This window comes from Bartonella mastomydis, assembly GCF_900185775.1.
In the GTDB taxonomy this organism is placed as follows: domain Bacteria; phylum Pseudomonadota; class Alphaproteobacteria; order Rhizobiales; family Rhizobiaceae; genus Bartonella; species Bartonella elizabethae.
This window is the reverse complement of the sequence record NZ_LT883138.1, coordinates 1,160,639-1,175,422: the sequence shown is the minus strand read 5'-3', so window position 1 is coordinate 1,175,422 and position 14,784 is coordinate 1,160,639. Positions and strand designations below refer to the sequence as shown.

General features: G+C 36.0%; 25 protein-coding genes and 1 tRNA gene. 11 read left to right on the top strand and 15 right to left on the bottom strand.

The window, feature by feature from the left end; genetic code table 11:
* Positions 1-381 precede the first annotated feature (381 nt).
* The 11 genes from FJG96_RS08390 to FJG96_RS08340 all read right to left on the bottom strand — a co-directional run bounded on the left by FJG96_RS08390 (position 382) and on the right by FJG96_RS08340 (position 6,517).
* A complete protein-coding gene (locus FJG96_RS08390) occupies positions 382-777 on the bottom strand; it encodes a type II toxin-antitoxin system HicB family antitoxin (RefSeq protein WP_005774032.1) in 396 nt (131 codons plus the stop codon).
* Positions 774-974: a type II toxin-antitoxin system HicA family toxin gene (locus FJG96_RS08385; protein WP_005774031.1), complete on the bottom strand. Its 201-nt coding sequence runs from the start codon at positions 972-974 to the stop codon at positions 774-776. Before FJG96_RS08385 ends, FJG96_RS08390 begins: the two co-directional genes overlap by 4 nt.
* 63 nt (positions 975-1,037) lie before the next feature.
* Complete coding sequence (locus tag FJG96_RS08380) at positions 1,038-1,574, bottom strand: hypothetical protein (protein ID WP_139413549.1); 537 nt, start codon at positions 1,572-1,574, stop codon at positions 1,038-1,040.
* An 11-nt stretch (positions 1,575-1,585) separates the two neighbouring features.
* Entirely contained in the window at positions 1,586-2,029 is a 444-nt protein-coding gene (gene ssb, locus FJG96_RS08375; protein WP_139413548.1) for a single-stranded DNA-binding protein, read from the bottom strand.
* A gap of 142 nt (positions 2,030-2,171) precedes the next feature.
* Positions 2,172-2,546, bottom strand: coding sequence for a helix-turn-helix domain-containing protein (locus FJG96_RS08370; RefSeq protein ID WP_139413547.1), 375 nt, complete (start codon positions 2,544-2,546; stop codon positions 2,172-2,174).
* A gap of 25 nt (positions 2,547-2,571) precedes the next feature.
* Positions 2,572-3,444 carry a DNA adenine methylase gene (locus tag FJG96_RS08365; RefSeq protein ID WP_139413546.1) on the bottom strand — a complete coding sequence of 291 codons (873 nt, stop codon included), beginning with the start codon at positions 3,442-3,444 and terminating at the stop codon, positions 2,572-2,574.
* 111 nt (positions 3,445-3,555) lie between these two features.
* Positions 3,556-4,071: a hypothetical protein gene (locus FJG96_RS09150; RefSeq protein WP_139413545.1), complete on the bottom strand. Its 516-nt coding sequence runs from the start codon at positions 4,069-4,071 to the stop codon at positions 3,556-3,558.
* Complete coding sequence (locus tag FJG96_RS08355) at positions 4,058-4,405, bottom strand: hypothetical protein (protein ID WP_139413544.1); 348 nt, start codon at positions 4,403-4,405, stop codon at positions 4,058-4,060. Before FJG96_RS08355 ends, FJG96_RS09150 begins: the two co-directional genes overlap by 14 nt.
* 166 nt (positions 4,406-4,571) lie before the next feature.
* Positions 4,572-4,922, bottom strand: a complete 351-nt coding sequence (locus tag FJG96_RS08350; RefSeq protein WP_246046918.1) for a hypothetical protein — start codon at positions 4,920-4,922, stop codon at positions 4,572-4,574.
* The gene (locus FJG96_RS08345; RefSeq protein ID WP_139413542.1) at positions 4,900-6,048 is read right to left on the bottom strand and encodes a DUF1376 domain-containing protein; all 1,149 of its coding nucleotides are present in this window, start codon (positions 6,046-6,048) and stop codon (positions 4,900-4,902) included. The genes FJG96_RS08350 and FJG96_RS08345 overlap by 23 nt, the downstream gene beginning before the upstream one ends.
* Positions 6,041-6,517 carry a crossover junction endodeoxyribonuclease RuvC gene (locus tag FJG96_RS08340; RefSeq protein WP_139413541.1) on the bottom strand — a complete coding sequence of 159 codons (477 nt, stop codon included), beginning with the start codon at positions 6,515-6,517 and terminating at the stop codon, positions 6,041-6,043. The genes FJG96_RS08345 and FJG96_RS08340 overlap by 8 nt, the downstream gene beginning before the upstream one ends.
* A 126-nt stretch (positions 6,518-6,643) precedes the next feature.
* On the opposite strand from FJG96_RS08340, the gene FJG96_RS08335 reads away from it, so the two are divergent.
* Positions 6,644-7,423 carry a hypothetical protein gene (locus tag FJG96_RS08335; protein WP_139413540.1) on the top strand — a complete coding sequence of 260 codons (780 nt, stop codon included), beginning with the start codon at positions 6,644-6,646 and terminating at the stop codon, positions 7,421-7,423.
* A 1-nt stretch (position 7,424) separates the two neighbouring features.
* Here the strand turns inward: FJG96_RS08335 and FJG96_RS08330 are convergent, their stop codons facing one another.
* Both FJG96_RS08330 and FJG96_RS08325 read right to left on the bottom strand, forming a co-directional pair.
* Complete coding sequence (locus FJG96_RS08330) at positions 7,425-7,862, bottom strand: hypothetical protein (protein ID WP_139413539.1); 438 nt, start codon at positions 7,860-7,862, stop codon at positions 7,425-7,427.
* Between the two features lie 15 nt (positions 7,863-7,877).
* Positions 7,878-8,126, bottom strand: coding sequence for a helix-turn-helix transcriptional regulator (locus FJG96_RS08325; protein WP_139413538.1), 249 nt, complete (start codon positions 8,124-8,126; stop codon positions 7,878-7,880).
* A 110-nt stretch (positions 8,127-8,236) separates the two neighbouring features.
* On the opposite strand from FJG96_RS08325, the gene FJG96_RS08320 reads away from it, so the two are divergent.
* The 10 genes from FJG96_RS08320 to FJG96_RS08270 all read left to right on the top strand — a co-directional run bounded on the left by FJG96_RS08320 (position 8,237) and on the right by FJG96_RS08270 (position 13,838).
* Positions 8,237-8,854 (top strand): XRE family transcriptional regulator, encoded by a 618-nt coding sequence (locus tag FJG96_RS08320; protein WP_139413537.1) that lies wholly within the window; start codon positions 8,237-8,239, stop codon positions 8,852-8,854.
* A 176-nt stretch (positions 8,855-9,030) separates the two neighbouring features.
* Positions 9,031-9,399 carry a hypothetical protein gene (locus tag FJG96_RS08315; protein WP_139413536.1) on the top strand — a complete coding sequence of 123 codons (369 nt, stop codon included), beginning with the start codon at positions 9,031-9,033 and terminating at the stop codon, positions 9,397-9,399.
* A 75-nt stretch (positions 9,400-9,474) separates the two neighbouring features.
* Positions 9,475-9,831 carry an antA/AntB antirepressor family protein gene (locus tag FJG96_RS08310; RefSeq protein ID WP_139413535.1) on the top strand — a complete coding sequence of 119 codons (357 nt, stop codon included), beginning with the start codon at positions 9,475-9,477 and terminating at the stop codon, positions 9,829-9,831.
* A 71-nt stretch (positions 9,832-9,902) separates the two neighbouring features.
* The gene (locus tag FJG96_RS08305; RefSeq protein ID WP_139413534.1) at positions 9,903-10,634 is read left to right on the top strand and encodes a Rha family transcriptional regulator; all 732 of its coding nucleotides are present in this window, start codon (positions 9,903-9,905) and stop codon (positions 10,632-10,634) included.
* 12 nt (positions 10,635-10,646) lie between these two features.
* Positions 10,647-10,964: a hypothetical protein gene (locus FJG96_RS08300; RefSeq protein WP_139413533.1), complete on the top strand. Its 318-nt coding sequence runs from the start codon at positions 10,647-10,649 to the stop codon at positions 10,962-10,964.
* A gap of 9 nt (positions 10,965-10,973) precedes the next feature.
* Positions 10,974-11,639, top strand: coding sequence for a hypothetical protein (locus FJG96_RS08295; RefSeq protein ID WP_139413532.1), 666 nt, complete (start codon positions 10,974-10,976; stop codon positions 11,637-11,639).
* Positions 11,640-11,641: 2 nt separating this feature from the next.
* Positions 11,642-12,100, top strand: coding sequence for a hypothetical protein (locus FJG96_RS08290; protein WP_139413531.1), 459 nt, complete (start codon positions 11,642-11,644; stop codon positions 12,098-12,100).
* A gap of 72 nt (positions 12,101-12,172) precedes the next feature.
* The gene (locus FJG96_RS08280; RefSeq protein ID WP_180338254.1) at positions 12,173-12,937 is read left to right on the top strand and encodes an ERF family protein; all 765 of its coding nucleotides are present in this window, start codon (positions 12,173-12,175) and stop codon (positions 12,935-12,937) included.
* Position 12,938: 1 nt separating this feature from the next.
* Positions 12,939-13,562 (top strand): lambda exonuclease family protein, encoded by a 624-nt coding sequence (locus FJG96_RS08275; protein WP_139413529.1) that lies wholly within the window; start codon positions 12,939-12,941, stop codon positions 13,560-13,562.
* A gap of 72 nt (positions 13,563-13,634) precedes the next feature.
* A complete protein-coding gene (locus FJG96_RS08270) occupies positions 13,635-13,838 on the top strand; it encodes a helix-turn-helix transcriptional regulator (RefSeq protein WP_139413528.1) in 204 nt (67 codons plus the stop codon).
* A gap of 98 nt (positions 13,839-13,936) precedes the next feature.
* Here FJG96_RS08270 and FJG96_RS08265 read toward each other — a convergent pair.
* Together FJG96_RS08265 and FJG96_RS08260 are read right to left on the bottom strand one after the other, a co-directional pair.
* Positions 13,937-14,021, bottom strand: a tRNA-Leu gene (locus tag FJG96_RS08265).
* Positions 14,022-14,135: 114 nt separating this feature from the next.
* Positions 14,136-14,756, bottom strand: coding sequence for a 2,3-bisphosphoglycerate-dependent phosphoglycerate mutase (locus FJG96_RS08260; RefSeq protein ID WP_005773103.1), 621 nt, complete (start codon positions 14,754-14,756; stop codon positions 14,136-14,138).
* Between the last annotated feature and the right edge of the window lie 28 nt (positions 14,757-14,784).

Below are 14,784 nucleotides of genomic sequence, written 5' to 3'. Positions count from 1 at the left end.
CAAAATAGATAAGCAAATTTTATCAATAAAAACAGTAAGTTAAACTACTTTTAAAGCTTAATATTTTAACAAATTTTAGGGGATATTTTTGAATTTTAGATACAATACGACCAGGGACAGCACTGACATTAAATAAAATTTTTCACACATTGTCAACAGAAAAATCTAAATATTGTATAATTTCTATTTTAAAGAAAAATATGTAGAATTCTAAAAACATTTTACATGTTATAAATTAATTAAACAGTTATTGTAGCAGGGAAGAGAAGTGACAGGTTCAGAAATATTAGATGCCGTGTATATGATATCAATGATAGTCATATCCCTCTTAACTATAGCAATTTGTTTACCAGCTGCTTTTTGATTTTCATTAATATATAGCTAAATATTAAGCTCATGGCGGGCTGCTGTTGCCAAAAAAGCAGATCTTGTTAAACCTCTCTCTTGTGCGCAATTATCAATTGCACGTAAAAGCCCTCGTTCAATTGATATATTTGTACGTACTACTTCTGCATCATTTTCAATAAAAGGAACTTGTATTAAAAAAGCTCCTTCTGATAAAGCTTTTTTAACAGCTTTCTGTTGTATTACTTCTTCAAATTTTAAAGGAACAGGCACTGTATCCATATCTTCACAATAAAGTTGTAAGGCTTCGGTAGCATTTATAATAAGATTTTCTTCTTCATCAGCAGCAGAGAATAGACCTTCAAAATCAGGAAACTGAACACCAAAAGCAGAATCTTCATCTTTATGAACAAGAGCAAAAAATCTTTTCATTCTTCTTCTCCTTTTTTTAACCAGCCTGCTTGTAATGCAATAGAACGCGCTGTACCGATTGGAAGATTTTTCTTAGGATGTGGAACAATAACAACCTTACCATCTTTTTTAAATTTATGGTGTGAACCTTTCACTTTCACAAGTTCAAAGCCATCGCGTTTTAATTTTGCAATTATCTTTCGGCTGTTTTGTTCCATTACCCAATCTCATAATGTGTATATATTTACACACTATACTTTTTCTTATTTTAAGTCAAGTTTTTAATAACCAAAATATTTTTGGAGAGTATTAAGAACGATACGCAATGAAGGTACAAGGTATGCTAACTCTTGATCTTCTACAACAAGGTATTGTAATGCAGCATAAAAATTGTGCTGTCTGTAAAGGTGTTGTGTTTCTTTTATTACCTCTTGCATATTCAAAAATTGTTTTGTTGCAAATTCAACCCATTTCTCTCTTGCTACCTCATCAGAAGATGAGGGCATTTCGTCATAAACAGCACTAGGCAATGTTTTTGCGCACGAATAGTCATTTCTCACTTCAAGATATTTTTGTGCAGCATCGTATTGATCTTGATTGAGATTTCCTTGTAAGTAAAGCCGTCCGATATAAGTACCGGCAAGCGGATTTTTTGCCTCTTCTATGGTCAAACAGAAGCGTTTGGCACGCATTTCTATTGCCAATTTATCGATAGGATCACGAGGCATTTTTGTCCGTGAGATACGACCATTGGGTTCTCTGATACATCCTTCAATGCGTGGGCGACCACGTTTTGCTCGTTTTTTTCTTTTTGTCATATTTTTTTCAATCAGAATGGCATACTGTCATTAAAAGATGCGCTATAATCGGAGGCACCAGAGGCGATAGCATAATTTTGAGAAGTCACGGGTGAGGGGGGAGATTGCTCTTTCTTTGCATCAAGTAGGTGCAATTCACCTTTATATTGTGATAAGACAATCTCTGTTGTGTAACGGTCAATACCGTTTTTATCTTGCCATTTACGGGTTTGTAATTTTCCTTCTACATAAACCTTTGAACCTTTGTTTAAGTATTGAAGAGCGATTTTTGCCAAATGTGGATTAAAAACCACCACAGAATGCCATTCAGTTTTCTCTACTTTTTGATGCGTGTTTTTATCTGTATAGCTCTCAGAAGTAGCCAACCGAAAATTGACGACTTCAGCACCAGAATTCATTGTTTTGCTTTCGGGATCTGCCCCTAAATAGCCAATTAAGATCACTTTATTCAACATATTTGTAAGTTCCATTTGATTTGCATTTTATACACATAAAACCTTATCATAATTTGTTTATTTTTTCAATTATTTCAAAAGGATATTATTAAATATTAACATATAACATTATGTTTTACAGCATACCTATACGATAAGGAGATCAAGGTAATTTATTTTGCTGTTTCTTTTCTATTTTCTTCATGAATTCCTTGAACTCTGTTAGATCTTTTTGTGAAAGGCACTTAAAATTTTTAACAAACGTGTTAGGCATTTCATGGTTAAGTGGATCAGAAGAGTTCATTGTAAAATTTTTGCGACAAATATCAGCTTCTTTTTTTAAGAGAGAAGCCGTATTTTGATCTAAATCGTATAATTCTATGATCTTTTCTTCCATACCAACGGGCACAGATTTTTTGCCAATCTCCACAGAAGATAAAAACGCTACAGATATACCTAATTTATCAGCCATATCTAAAAGACGCTCTGCATGATCTATACGAATTTTACGTAAGGTTTTGCCAAATGATGTAAGCATTTGATTAAAGCTCCTATTCATGCAATCAAGCTGCTTTGAGAAGTGATATTGTGTTCTTTTCTAAGAATGGAGGCACTTTGATTTTAGGTGAAAAAATCATTAGTTCTGTAGCTTGCCTTTTCTCTTGTAGAGAATACTGTATGTTGAATTCTATAAAGAGGTATTTTCTGTACAAAGATTTAATTTCTTCCGCATTATCATAGGTGATTAACCAAGGCACATTCACATATTTGGAGATAGTATTTTCTAAACTTTTATGATCATCAGTTCGATAAAATGAAGAGTATAATCCTCGTCCTTTTTTAAAATAAGGAGGGTCCATATAAAAGAAAATGTTTTCGTTTTTATCTGTTCCATAACGTAGTAAAAACTCTTGTGCATCTAACTGTGTTAAATGTATCCTATTTTTTTGCGTACTTATGCGAAGAATGCGTTCAATGATATTTTTTTTGTTAAACCGGCAATTTATTTTATAATTACCATTTTGTCCTTTGCCTCCAATTGGACCAGAATTTTTAATAATTCCAGATCTATTTGTACGATTTAGAAAGAGTGCAGAAAACCCTAGGCTAAGTACATCTGCATGTTCAGGAGAAATTTCTTTTTGTTTATACCATTCTTCTAAGCTAACGGCCGTTGTGTTAATTTTTTCTATTAATTCTTCTGTTTTGTGTAAGACACAATGCCAAAAGCTCCAGATGAATGGATCAATATCGTTAATATGAATATCTTTAACGTCATCATTCAAAAGAAGCTTGAGAGCAAGCCCACATCCACCAGCAAAAGGTTCCCTATAGGAACATCCATTTAATCCATTTTTTTCAAAAATTTCTTTGATTTTTCCATAAAGTATAGCTTTACCGCCTGGATATCTCAATGGTGAGCAGATATGAGTCATTGCTACACCCCTTTCAATATTTTTGTGATTTCTTTAGTTGATTTCATTAATAGAGTGTTAAGAAGATACAGCACCGATTAACCTAAAAAGTCTTATAAATCGGAAATTTTGCTATGGCTTTTTAGTACAAGACTGTAGTGTGGAGATGGATATGTTTATTAAACTGTGTGTACGAAACATAAGAAATAATACACAGCATAAAAAATAGTACCAAAGTACAATGTCTAAATACCCAAATACGGTATCCAATGAAAAAGAAAATTGATGTTCCACGTGCTTAGAAGTGACAGGCAAAGAAACAGCCTTTTCATAACTATTGGGAAAAATTAAAACGACAAGCGCTAAAATTATTATCTTTAAGAGTTTGTGCATATATTGTTGTAAATCATGTGTTAGGATCACCCAACCCGTTGTATCATTATGTTTATATTTTGGATTATTTTGCAATTCAAAAGGAATATGAGAATTGCATAAAATTACAAAAATATTTGTTATTATTATCAAACCAAAAGATGCAAATATCAAAATACTCTGAATAAAATAGGGATTTTTTTTAATTCCTAAGAAATATAAAAATATAAAGGTTATAATACCAAACAAAGTTTTTATCTGCTTATCTGTAAACATGTTCATTTCCTGCGGCTTTTGATAATTTTTTGATTTTCTTGTTGATTTCATCAATGAGCGGTTCGTAACTGAGAACGCTTTTAGGTACTGCACCACCATAAATCCACGCTTTCACTTGCGCCTTGGTACTGAAATCTGCATTCTTTGGTGTTTTGTAATATTGAGCACCATCAAACTTTTCACACTCTCTCCTGCCGTCTTCATATTCGTAAAGGTTGTAAAAATACTCTGCTGCTCCATCTCCCCATGGAACATAACCAACAGCTGTTGCTACGAACTTTTTTTTCATGGGCTGTTTACGGTTTATTAAGGATAAATGTTTTAAAATTGACATGCTTTAATCCTAACTTTACCTATGGGTTTATTTATCTCAAATTTGATCACACAGAGCGTTTTGTATTTCAAATATAATTTAATCATAAAATCTTCAAATCGCCTTGTACGGTACTTTTTTATCGATTTAAACGCATATCTAATCATAAAATGATCAGCACTTTTCACTATTTTGCTGTTCTCTTAGGTGACGTTAAATACAATTTTACAACTGATGCTTCTGACAAAAGATCTGCTTTCAAATTTCTGCAATAATCTGCAAGCTCTGCCCCTGTTGGCATAAAGGTTTTTGATAACCCCTTTGCTTCTCCACGTATAACGTCCTTAACAGCTCGTTTAAGAGCGTGCTCTGAAGCGTCTGCTAACGCTATGCTATAGTTCAAAGCGATAACATCAGAGTCTGTATTTGCCGGTATTTTGAGACCAGAAAGCAAATAAGCTGCCGCCCCGATATGTTCAACTGTAACTTGCCGTGAAAGCAGTGTTTGTAAGCGGTTACAATCTTGCAAAGTTTGCACTTCTTCCTCCTGCGTCAACGGCTTTCCTCTCATAGAGATCCGAGGATACCAACTCCGGTCCACCCTCTTTGCAAGTTCTTTCAAATGAATTGATAGTCTCTGTATTTCTGCTGCATTCTGATCCGTAAGTATCGCCAGCATAGATTGCTGCTTTGAGGTCACTGAAGCTTTCTGCGAGGTTGCTGGAGAAGTTGTTTGCTGGTCGCTTATAGCGTTCATTCGCATAGCGTTTTTCCCTTTCTAATCTTTCTCGTTTCTTGGCTAGAAATCCATATTCTTGGTGTGTAATCCACTTGTACCATGCCTTTTGCCAATCACTTTTTTTAGCATTTCGATTTGGATTATCTTGCCAATGAAGTTTAAATCTTTCGAATTCTAATAACGCCTCATCATGTGTTAATCCTTGATCAACAGCGTATTGCAAATTAGGTTTGAAATCGGCAGGTAATCGACACTCTCGATTAGTTTTCGCTTGTTTCGTTTTTTTAGGAACGCTTTCTTGCTCGTGAATGGGAGGTTGGTTTTCTGATGACGTTTCGATTTGTTCTGATTGGCTTTTGAGAGCATCATCTTCTGTTGGATCTTCAACTAAATCGTTTGTTTCTAAATTTTCAGAATTAATTTCTTTTTTTGCTAAAACGATAGTTTTAGTTTTTTTATATATATTCTTATTCTGGTTCTTTATAGCTTGATTTTGCTTAGCGTTTGCTTCAGCAAAAAAAACGTTTTGCTTATCATTTGCTTCAGCAAAATTATTAACATGTTGTTTTATCGCATTTTTTGCTTGCGCACCTTTTTTACCAGCTTCACTACGAACTTGTGATATGTGGTCTTTTTTATCAGCAAAATCTTTTAGCTCTTCTTCAACACGCGTATTCCACAATCCATCATCTGTCTCAATAAGTTTATCATTCTTCATGAGATATTCGACAATCATTGCAAATTTTTTCTGCGAACAATGACAAATGCGTGCAAGCGTTTGAAAGTCTGTTTTAAGTGGTTCTTTTTTTTCATACATGCAAACGAGAAGGGTTATATAAACGCCCCGTTGTTCAGATGTCATTCCATTTGTACCACTTATCCAGTCATACAAATAAAATCTTACCCATGGCATACCATTAGACATGCGCACCCCCTTCTTTCATTAAATATAAAATTGCTAAAGCATCTGCTTCATTATCATCTTCAGGCGCGTGCCCTTTTGCATACATCGCCTTAATCATTTCTACTTTTGAGGCGTTCCCTTTTCCTGTCGTTGCTTTTTTAATTGTGCTAACAGGAATGCCTTCATACGGTATCTGATGATGTTCACACCACGCCGTTAAGGTTGCTAACAAACCGCCATACACATGGGCTGCATCAGTACCGATATGCCGGCGTACTTCTTCAAAATACACGGCATTAATGCTGCCTACTGCCTGCTTTATTTCTGATAGCCCCCCCTTAAAGCGTAAGTAACGCATACCACCGCCTTCAAAACGACGTGGCTGGAAATTCATGATACCACTGACGATATGACCATCAGCACCGCATATAGCCCAACCTGTCTTAAACCCTAGATCAAGACATAAAATGGTTTGTGCGTTAGTGATCATTATCCCCCCTTAAGGCTGTTGTATGTTTATGCGTGCGTTATGACAGAGCGCGTTGCGATTGCCTGTCTTGCAAAAATGTTTGTGAAAAAGTAACCTCCCAGCGATTCTAAAAAAGTGGGGGGAGTTATGATGCAAGAATGGATAAAGATATTTCTTACAGGTTTTGTTTCATTTGTTGTATCGCTTTCAGTAGCGCTTATTTTAAGAAATAAAGACCGTAAAGAAGCAGCTAAAATCCGCAAAGATGATTTAGAAAAAGCTGCAAGAAAACGAGAAGAAGATATAGAATGGATAAGCAAGCAATTTGCAGAAAGCCAAGAACAGACGATAGCCCTTAAAGAGCAAGCGATATCGACAAAAGATCTTGCCAAATGGTCAGAAGAACATATTAAAATTTTGTTAGATAACAAAAGATTACAGGATTTAGGGATGCCCCCTTCCATATATACCACTGGACCACATTCTCCAACAATGGGCAAGTGGACACTTCTTTTTTTTAAGATAAAAAACAATGCACAAACTGTCATCCACGTTTTAAATATAAAGCTAAAAGATGGTTCTCGCTTTATTCTTGGATATGGCATTAGATACAAACCTGAAATAGTATGGCGGCAAAAACAATCAACATGTGTTAATCCTGATGCCGTTGAAACGTCACACACAATATCGCATGGCAACTGTGATAAAGCAGAGAATTTTCGAACGGGACAAGAAATCGATGTTAATATTCCCATAGCTCCCTCAGAAGATAGATACACAAGAATCCTTATTGTTGTGGCAGCGCGTGAAGAAGATATAAAAGACCAAGTTACTTTAATCATTACCCACACATCTCCACTGCAACCAGAAATAACAATGACTGTAACTACGCAAACCGACCTCATAGACTTTAAAAAAGTGGATTAACTTACTTAGAAGATACACTGCATGCATTATCTATTAATTTGATTTCTTCTTTTCTTTTTTCGATGAGTTCATCCCTTAAGAAATCAAGCCTACTTTTGACTAAGGCTATAAACAAAATCATTTCATTTAAGTGATAAAAAGATGACAACTTTTGAGAAAAATAATTATCAAACCAACTTGTAAAAGCTTGCGTAAACACAGATAAAAACCATTGCTTAAAATCATCATACGGCGATAACGGAAAATATTTTCTATCATCACGCGCAAAGATACTATGCAGCATATAGACAAGACAACCTGTTGATGAGCGATCTATGCTTATTTCAAAACATACATCTTGAGATGAAAGAGCACCATAATATATGTCTTCCCGTCCAATTTTATTAACAAGGTCGATCAACTGAACTTTGCTTATAGAGATCTGTGGTTCATTTATCATCTCTGATCTTTCTTCTTAAGAGTGTGAGCGCTGCTGGTGCTCGTTGTTATCTGTAGGGGTAGCAATAAAAGCAGGCATAGAACTAGAACTGTTCTTTAATTTTTGTAGTTTCAGGTAATTTATTACAGAGATAGATCCTCTTGTTTCCCATTTGCAAACAGCTGCCTGAGTTACACCAAGCATTTTAGCCATTTCTGATTGTGTCCAATTAAATCTGCCTCGTATTGACTTAGTCAAATTCTTAAAATCTTCTCGTTGATCCATTTAAAAGCTCCAATTACAGCTTTGCCTTATTTTTATAAATATAATTATAGTTATATAAAGTCAAGGAAATTTATCTTTATCAACGACAAAAAAATAAGGTAGACAAAAGTATGAGTAATAAATCTAACATCATAAGCACGTTAAAAAAGATTTTAACTGAATTTAACTTAACGCAAGAAGATGTAGCTAAGCGGCTAAATGTAACGCAAGCTTCAGTGTCTAAGTGGTTAAAAGATTCTGATCCGCGTGGTTCTAACAGAGATGCCATTTTAGAACTATATAAAGAACTAACAGGCGACAATCACTTAACTACTTTTGTTCCTCTTATGGGGTATATCGGAGCAGGAACACAGATAGATCCAAGCTTTGAACAAATTCCAGAAGATGGGCTTGAACAAGTAGAAATCCCTTTTGCTTTACCTGATGATATGGTTGCTTTTGAAGTTAAAGGCGATTCTATGCTTCCTGCATACAAAGATGGGGACATGGTTATTGTAAGACGGCGCCAAATCAAAACAATAGAATCCTTCTTTGGCAAAGAAGCCGTTATTCTTACACATGATAATAAAAGATATATAAAGCAGATTAGCAGAGGGATAAATGGAGAGATAGATTTGCTTTCTTGGAATGCACTCCCCATTAAAAATGTTAAAATTGCATGGATTGGAGAAATCTTTGCTATCTTACCAACGAATTCTTACAATAAACCGATTCGGTTTTCTCGCTAATTATCATCTATATTAGAAAGCACTTTTCTCTTCTTATTTTACAAGATGTTATAATATTTTTTATAAAAAAATATAACTTTTTATAATTTTTTGCTTGATATTTTATAATTATAGTTATATAAATATATTATAAATTAACACAAACAATCGCTATTAGGCGTTAGGGAGGGGAAATTATGGAAAAGCCAATTCTTATAAATTCTAATGAAATTCTCTTAGTTCATTCAGTTTACTTCGATAGAGATGAACACATTGCAGAATCTGGACCGCTTGATGCAAGTCAAATTCTAAGCATTGTTAATGGGGTAGATGATGTTATCCAAATCTTTCGTATAAATCCTTCTGAAAATAGTTGTGAAGATATCTCTGAAGAAATTGCAGACGCATATGTAGAAGAAAATATCGATCATCTCCATGAGGAGAGTGTGGTTCATTACTTTGTACGCGAAAGTGATACTTACAATGACTTTTTAGATGATTTAGCAAAAGAAAGATATAATGATGAGGTCTACGGTACTTATGAACAACAGCACCGTTATCCTTGAGATGTGCTTTAAAATTCTGAAGGGCGTTTAAAAAGCGTCCCCTTTTTCCTATCAATAATTGATTAGAGTAAACTTATGAACACACATGATAATGATAGTGAAGGATATCTCATACCTGAAAACGAGGCAGACAATAGTATTGGTTATGTCCAAATGGTCAATGCCCATGTCATGCATAGGTACTTAAATTTAAAACAAGATTTTAATACTTGGTTTAATGATTGTGTTGAAAAGCTTGATCTAAAAGAAGGTGTGGATTTTGTTTTTACAAAACAAGAATGGAACAAAAAAAAGATTTGTCCAAAATCTGAAATAGAAACAGATAAAACCGATAATCATCACTTCAAAATTCACGCAGCAAGAAAAGTTGCTCAAACAGAACGCCATAGGAACTATGGCAGAATATTATATCAAATCTTGCATTTTCTTTAATTAAGGAAGTGATGATGCAAAATTTTATTAGAACATATGAAAAAAATACAAGCTTCTTAAAGGGGGCCATCATGCATAATTTTGTCACAACGGCCAAAAGCAATTTTAATAACCAAACTGTTCAAACTATGTCCAGTCGTGAAATTGCTGAACTATGTGGTAAACAACATGCACACATTATGCGTGACATCAGACAAATGCTTGAAGAACTTAACGGCTCCAAATTTGGATTGGTTGATTTTATTGGTACTTATGTTGATGCAAAAGGTGAAAGCCGTCCTTGTTATAATCTCCCCAAACGTGAATGCCTCATCTTAGTTTCAGGTTACAACATGACATTACGTGCTAGGATTATAGATCGTTGGCAAGAATTGGAAAAGCAAGTGGTAGCACCACAAATCGACTATTCAAGTCCAAAAGCTATGATTGGCTTTTTGAATTACCTCCAAGGGCAAATAGATCAAAAAGACAGCATTATTGAAGATTTAACACCAAAAGCCATGGCTCTTGAAAGTTTACAGCGCCATGATGGGCTCTTTGGTCTTACAGAAGCGGCTAAAATACTCGAGATACAACCAAAACAATTCATTCAATTTTTACAGCAAAAAGGTTGGATTTACAGACGTGCAGCAGGTGGAAATTTACTCCCTTATCAAGACAAAATCCAAAAGCAACTAATGGATTGTCCAACCATCACACTTCAAACCGCCAGTGGAATAGAAAAAGTCATTCCTTGCGCAAAAATTACCACAAAAGGCATGGGGCTGCTGTCTCAAGAGCTTAAAAGACAAAGCATGCATTAAGAGGAGGTTATCATGATAAAAAAGAAATATAAACTCACTGATGAGAAAATCAAAGTTGATGGAACAACGCTTTATCGCATACGCGCCTTAAAAGATTTTGATGATGTCAAAGAAGGCGACCTTGGAGGCTTTGTCGAGAGTGAATGGAATCTTAGCCATGATGATAATTGCTGGGTTGGAGGTAACGCTTGTGTTTATCAAAATGCATATATTTCTGAAAATGCCAAGGTTTATGATGCTGCCGAAGTTTATAATAACGCAAAAGTTCGTGGTAATGCCATAGTAGCCGGCGAGACAGCTTTTTGTGGAAGTGACGCTATTTTAAGGTAGGGGAAAATCATGGAAAAGAAATACGAACTGACTGATGAGACAATTGAGGTTGCCCTTATGACACTTCATAGAATTAGAGCATTGAGAGACTTTGGAGATGTTAAAGCTGGTGATATCGGCGGCTTTATAGAAAAAGAAGAGAACTTAAGCCATGAGGGTAACTGTTGGGTTGGGGATGATGCCTATGTTTGTGCTTGTGCACAGATTTTTGGCAATGCCAAGGTCTATGGTAATGCCAAGGTTGGTCGTGATGCCAAGGTTTCTAATGATGCCCGTGTTTATGGGAAAGCATGGGTTATTGATGATGCACATGTTTCAAGAAATGCCGAAGTTTATGGTGATGCCATGGTTTATGACAATGCAGAGGCTTCTGGCGGCGCCAAGATTTTTGATAATGCAAAGGTTTTTGGAAATGCACGTATTGGTAGTAGGTTTGATGTTTCTAGAAATACCGAAGTTTATGGTGATGCCATGGTTTATGACAATGCAGAGGCTTTTGGCGGCGCCAAGATTTATGAGAATGCTAAGGTTTATGGCAATGCACGTGTTGGTAGCAGGGCTCGTGTTTTTGGAAATGCTAAGATTTTTGGTGACGCAAGGATTTTTGGTGACGCCGAAATAACTGGAAATACAAAAATATCCATAATGGACCCTCTTTTAATGGAGGAGGAATAATCATGGAAAAGAAATACGAACTTACTGATGAGACAGTTGAGATTGATGGATACATTAATCTTTTCCGTATCCGTGCTTTAAAAGATTTTGGTGATGTTAAAAAAGGTGATCTAGGCGGTTGGGTAGGGTGTGAAGATAATCTCAGTCATGAAGGTGATTGTTGGATTTATAATGATGCCAAAGCGTATTTCTGTGCAAGGATTTACGATAGTGCTAAGGTTTATGATAACGCACAAGTTTGTTATTCTGCACAAGTTTATGGCAATGCACAAATTTATAATAACGCCAAAATAGAGGGGGGTCATTTTTTTGGACATGCACAAATTTATGGAAATGTCATTATTCACAACCATTCAAGAATTTATGGCTATACGAAAATTTACGATAATTCAGAAGCTTGTGAACAAACTATGACAGCCCAGAACAGCGGCTCTTCAGAAAAGGATGTCATTCCTTTCTAGCAAACTAACCAACTTTTAACACATGCGTGATTCACGCCACGGGTGAGTTGCGCTTTAATGGAGGAAATCAAGATGAGAGAACTAAGTACCACACAAACGGAATTAGTGGAAAAAACAAACGCTTGTGAAACCAACTCTACAGCTATGGAGCTTATTTTAGAAAGAGCTTTACAAAGTGATGTCGATCTGGACCGTCTCAAGAGCCTTCTTGAATTGCGAGAAAAGGAGATAGAACGACAAGAGCGCCAAGACTTTGTCCGTGATCTTTCTGCTATGCAAATGGAATATAAAAACATCGAACAAAATGCCCTTAATACACATACTAAAAGTATCTATACAACGCTTGATAAATATATTGATGCAATCAAGGAAACTCTTACAAAACATCACTTTGCCTTGTTTTCTCAGATCAAAGAACAGGATTCAAACGGTATAACCGTAGAAATGACTTTAAAGCATATATCTGGTAATGAAATATCAACACAAGGAACATTTCCCTTTGACACTACAGGGAGCAAAAATAGCATACAAGCGGTTGGCTCTACAATTACCTATGCACGAAGATACCTGCTAGGCATGCTTCTTAATGTAGCAAGAAAAGAAGACGATACAGATGGAGTCACAATTCTTGCTGGTATCTCTTCTGAACAGATGAATGAAATCAAAGAATTAATGGAACAGACACAATCAAAGGAAAGCGATATTATTTCTTTCATAGGAGTAAAAAGCCTAACACAGATGTCTTATAAACAAGCACAAACCGTTTTGTTTGCTTTGAAAAAAAAGCAACGCTCGCAAATGAATAAAGTACAACAAGAGCAACAAAAGGCGGTGTGAAATGGAACAAAGAACAGCAGAATGGTTTCAAGCCCGTTTAGGTAAAGTCACCGCTTCAAACGTTTATAACGTACTCAGTAAAACAGCCAAGGGAATGCCTACGAGCAAATATGAAGACTACAAAATAAAGCTTATGACAGAGCGGTTAACAGAGGAAATAAGCCAATCTTATATAACGCCAGCTATGCAATGGGGCATTGAACATGAAGAAGATGCCTTGAGAGAATATGCCTTTATTTATGATACAGAGGTCACAGGGTGCGGTTTTATTCAACATCCCACAATCCAAATGGCTGGCGCAAGTCCTGATGGATTTGTTGGTGAAGACGGTTTAGTAGAGGTTAAATGCCCACAATCCCCAAACCATCTACGCTTCTTTATAGATAGTAATATCAAGCCTGAATATCTTGCGCAAATGCAATTCCAGATGGCTTGTACGGGACGTAAATGGTGTGATTTTGTTAGCTATAATCCAAACTTTGTAGGCAAATCTACTGGTTTGAGAATGAAAATCAAGCGCATTCACCGTGATGAAGAACAAATTGAACGGATTAATCAAGCGGTCGAAATCTTTTTAGCAGAAATAGACCAAGAGATGCAAAAGATTTTAGCGAAAGCCGCTTGATGTTATGGGGGTGCTTTCTCCTCCCAGCACCCCCACCCATTTACATAATATAAAAAATAGAAAGGCAATGAGATGATATTTGATGATGGCGATAGATATGTAACAACCCGTGAATGTGCAGAGCTTTTTAGTGTGTCGACAACAACGATTCGCAATTGGGTGCTTCAAGGGGTATTTCCAGAGCCATATAAGCTAGGGAGAGCAGTAAGGTGGAGAAAAAAAGAGATTCTAGCCTTTACTCCAAAGAAAAATACGGAGCAAATAACAACAAATTAGATAAAATTGTATAAACCGTAGAAGGTGGTCTAAAAGGTGGTCTTAAAATAATTATTTAAAGAAAAATCTATATATTTCAATGCCATAAAGACACAAAATGGTGCCCGGAAGAGGACTCGAACCTCCACGCCTTGCGGCACAGGTACCTGAAACCTGCGCGTCTACCAATTCCGCCATCTGGGCTCATAAAAATCATCTAAGCGTGTGAAGCAATTCTGTCAATAAAATTATAGAATTTATTTTCTCTGTTTAAAATGATTGAATTAAATTTTGGGGTGGCATCATGGTTTTGAAAGTTTAAGGTGTGATGATTGTCTTTGATGCAATGGTTGAATCGGGATTAAAGGTGTAAAGAATAGGAATGCCGGTTGCTAATTCTTGAGATATAATTTCCTCACTGCTAAGACCTTCAAGCGCCATAATAAGAGCACGAAGAGAATTCCCATGTGCTGCCATCAAAACAGTTTGAGAGCGCAAAATGTGAGGCTGAATATGGTAAAGATAATAAGGCCAAATGCGTGCACCGGTATCGCGTAGACTTTCTCCATTCGGAGGGGCAATCGTATAGGAGCGGCGCCACATTTGCACTTGCTCTTGCCCCCATTGTTGGCGCACTTCATCTTTATTTAAACCAGAAAGATCACCATAATTACGTTCATTCAATGCGGAGGTTTTGATCACTTCTAAATCTGATTGTCCCATTTGCTCTAAAATGTGCTGAGCTGTTTTTTGGGCGCGCTGTAGAGCAGATGTATACGCGATATCAAACTTCAAACCAGATTCTTTCAGTTTTTTTCCTGCTGCTATCGCTTCGGCATGACCTTTTTCTGTTAAATCAGGGTCTTTCCAACCCGTAAAAAGGTTTTTGAGATTCCATTCGCTTTGTCCGTGACGGATGAGTACAAGTGTGCGTCCCATTCTGAATTGCCTCTATTTTATTGATTGT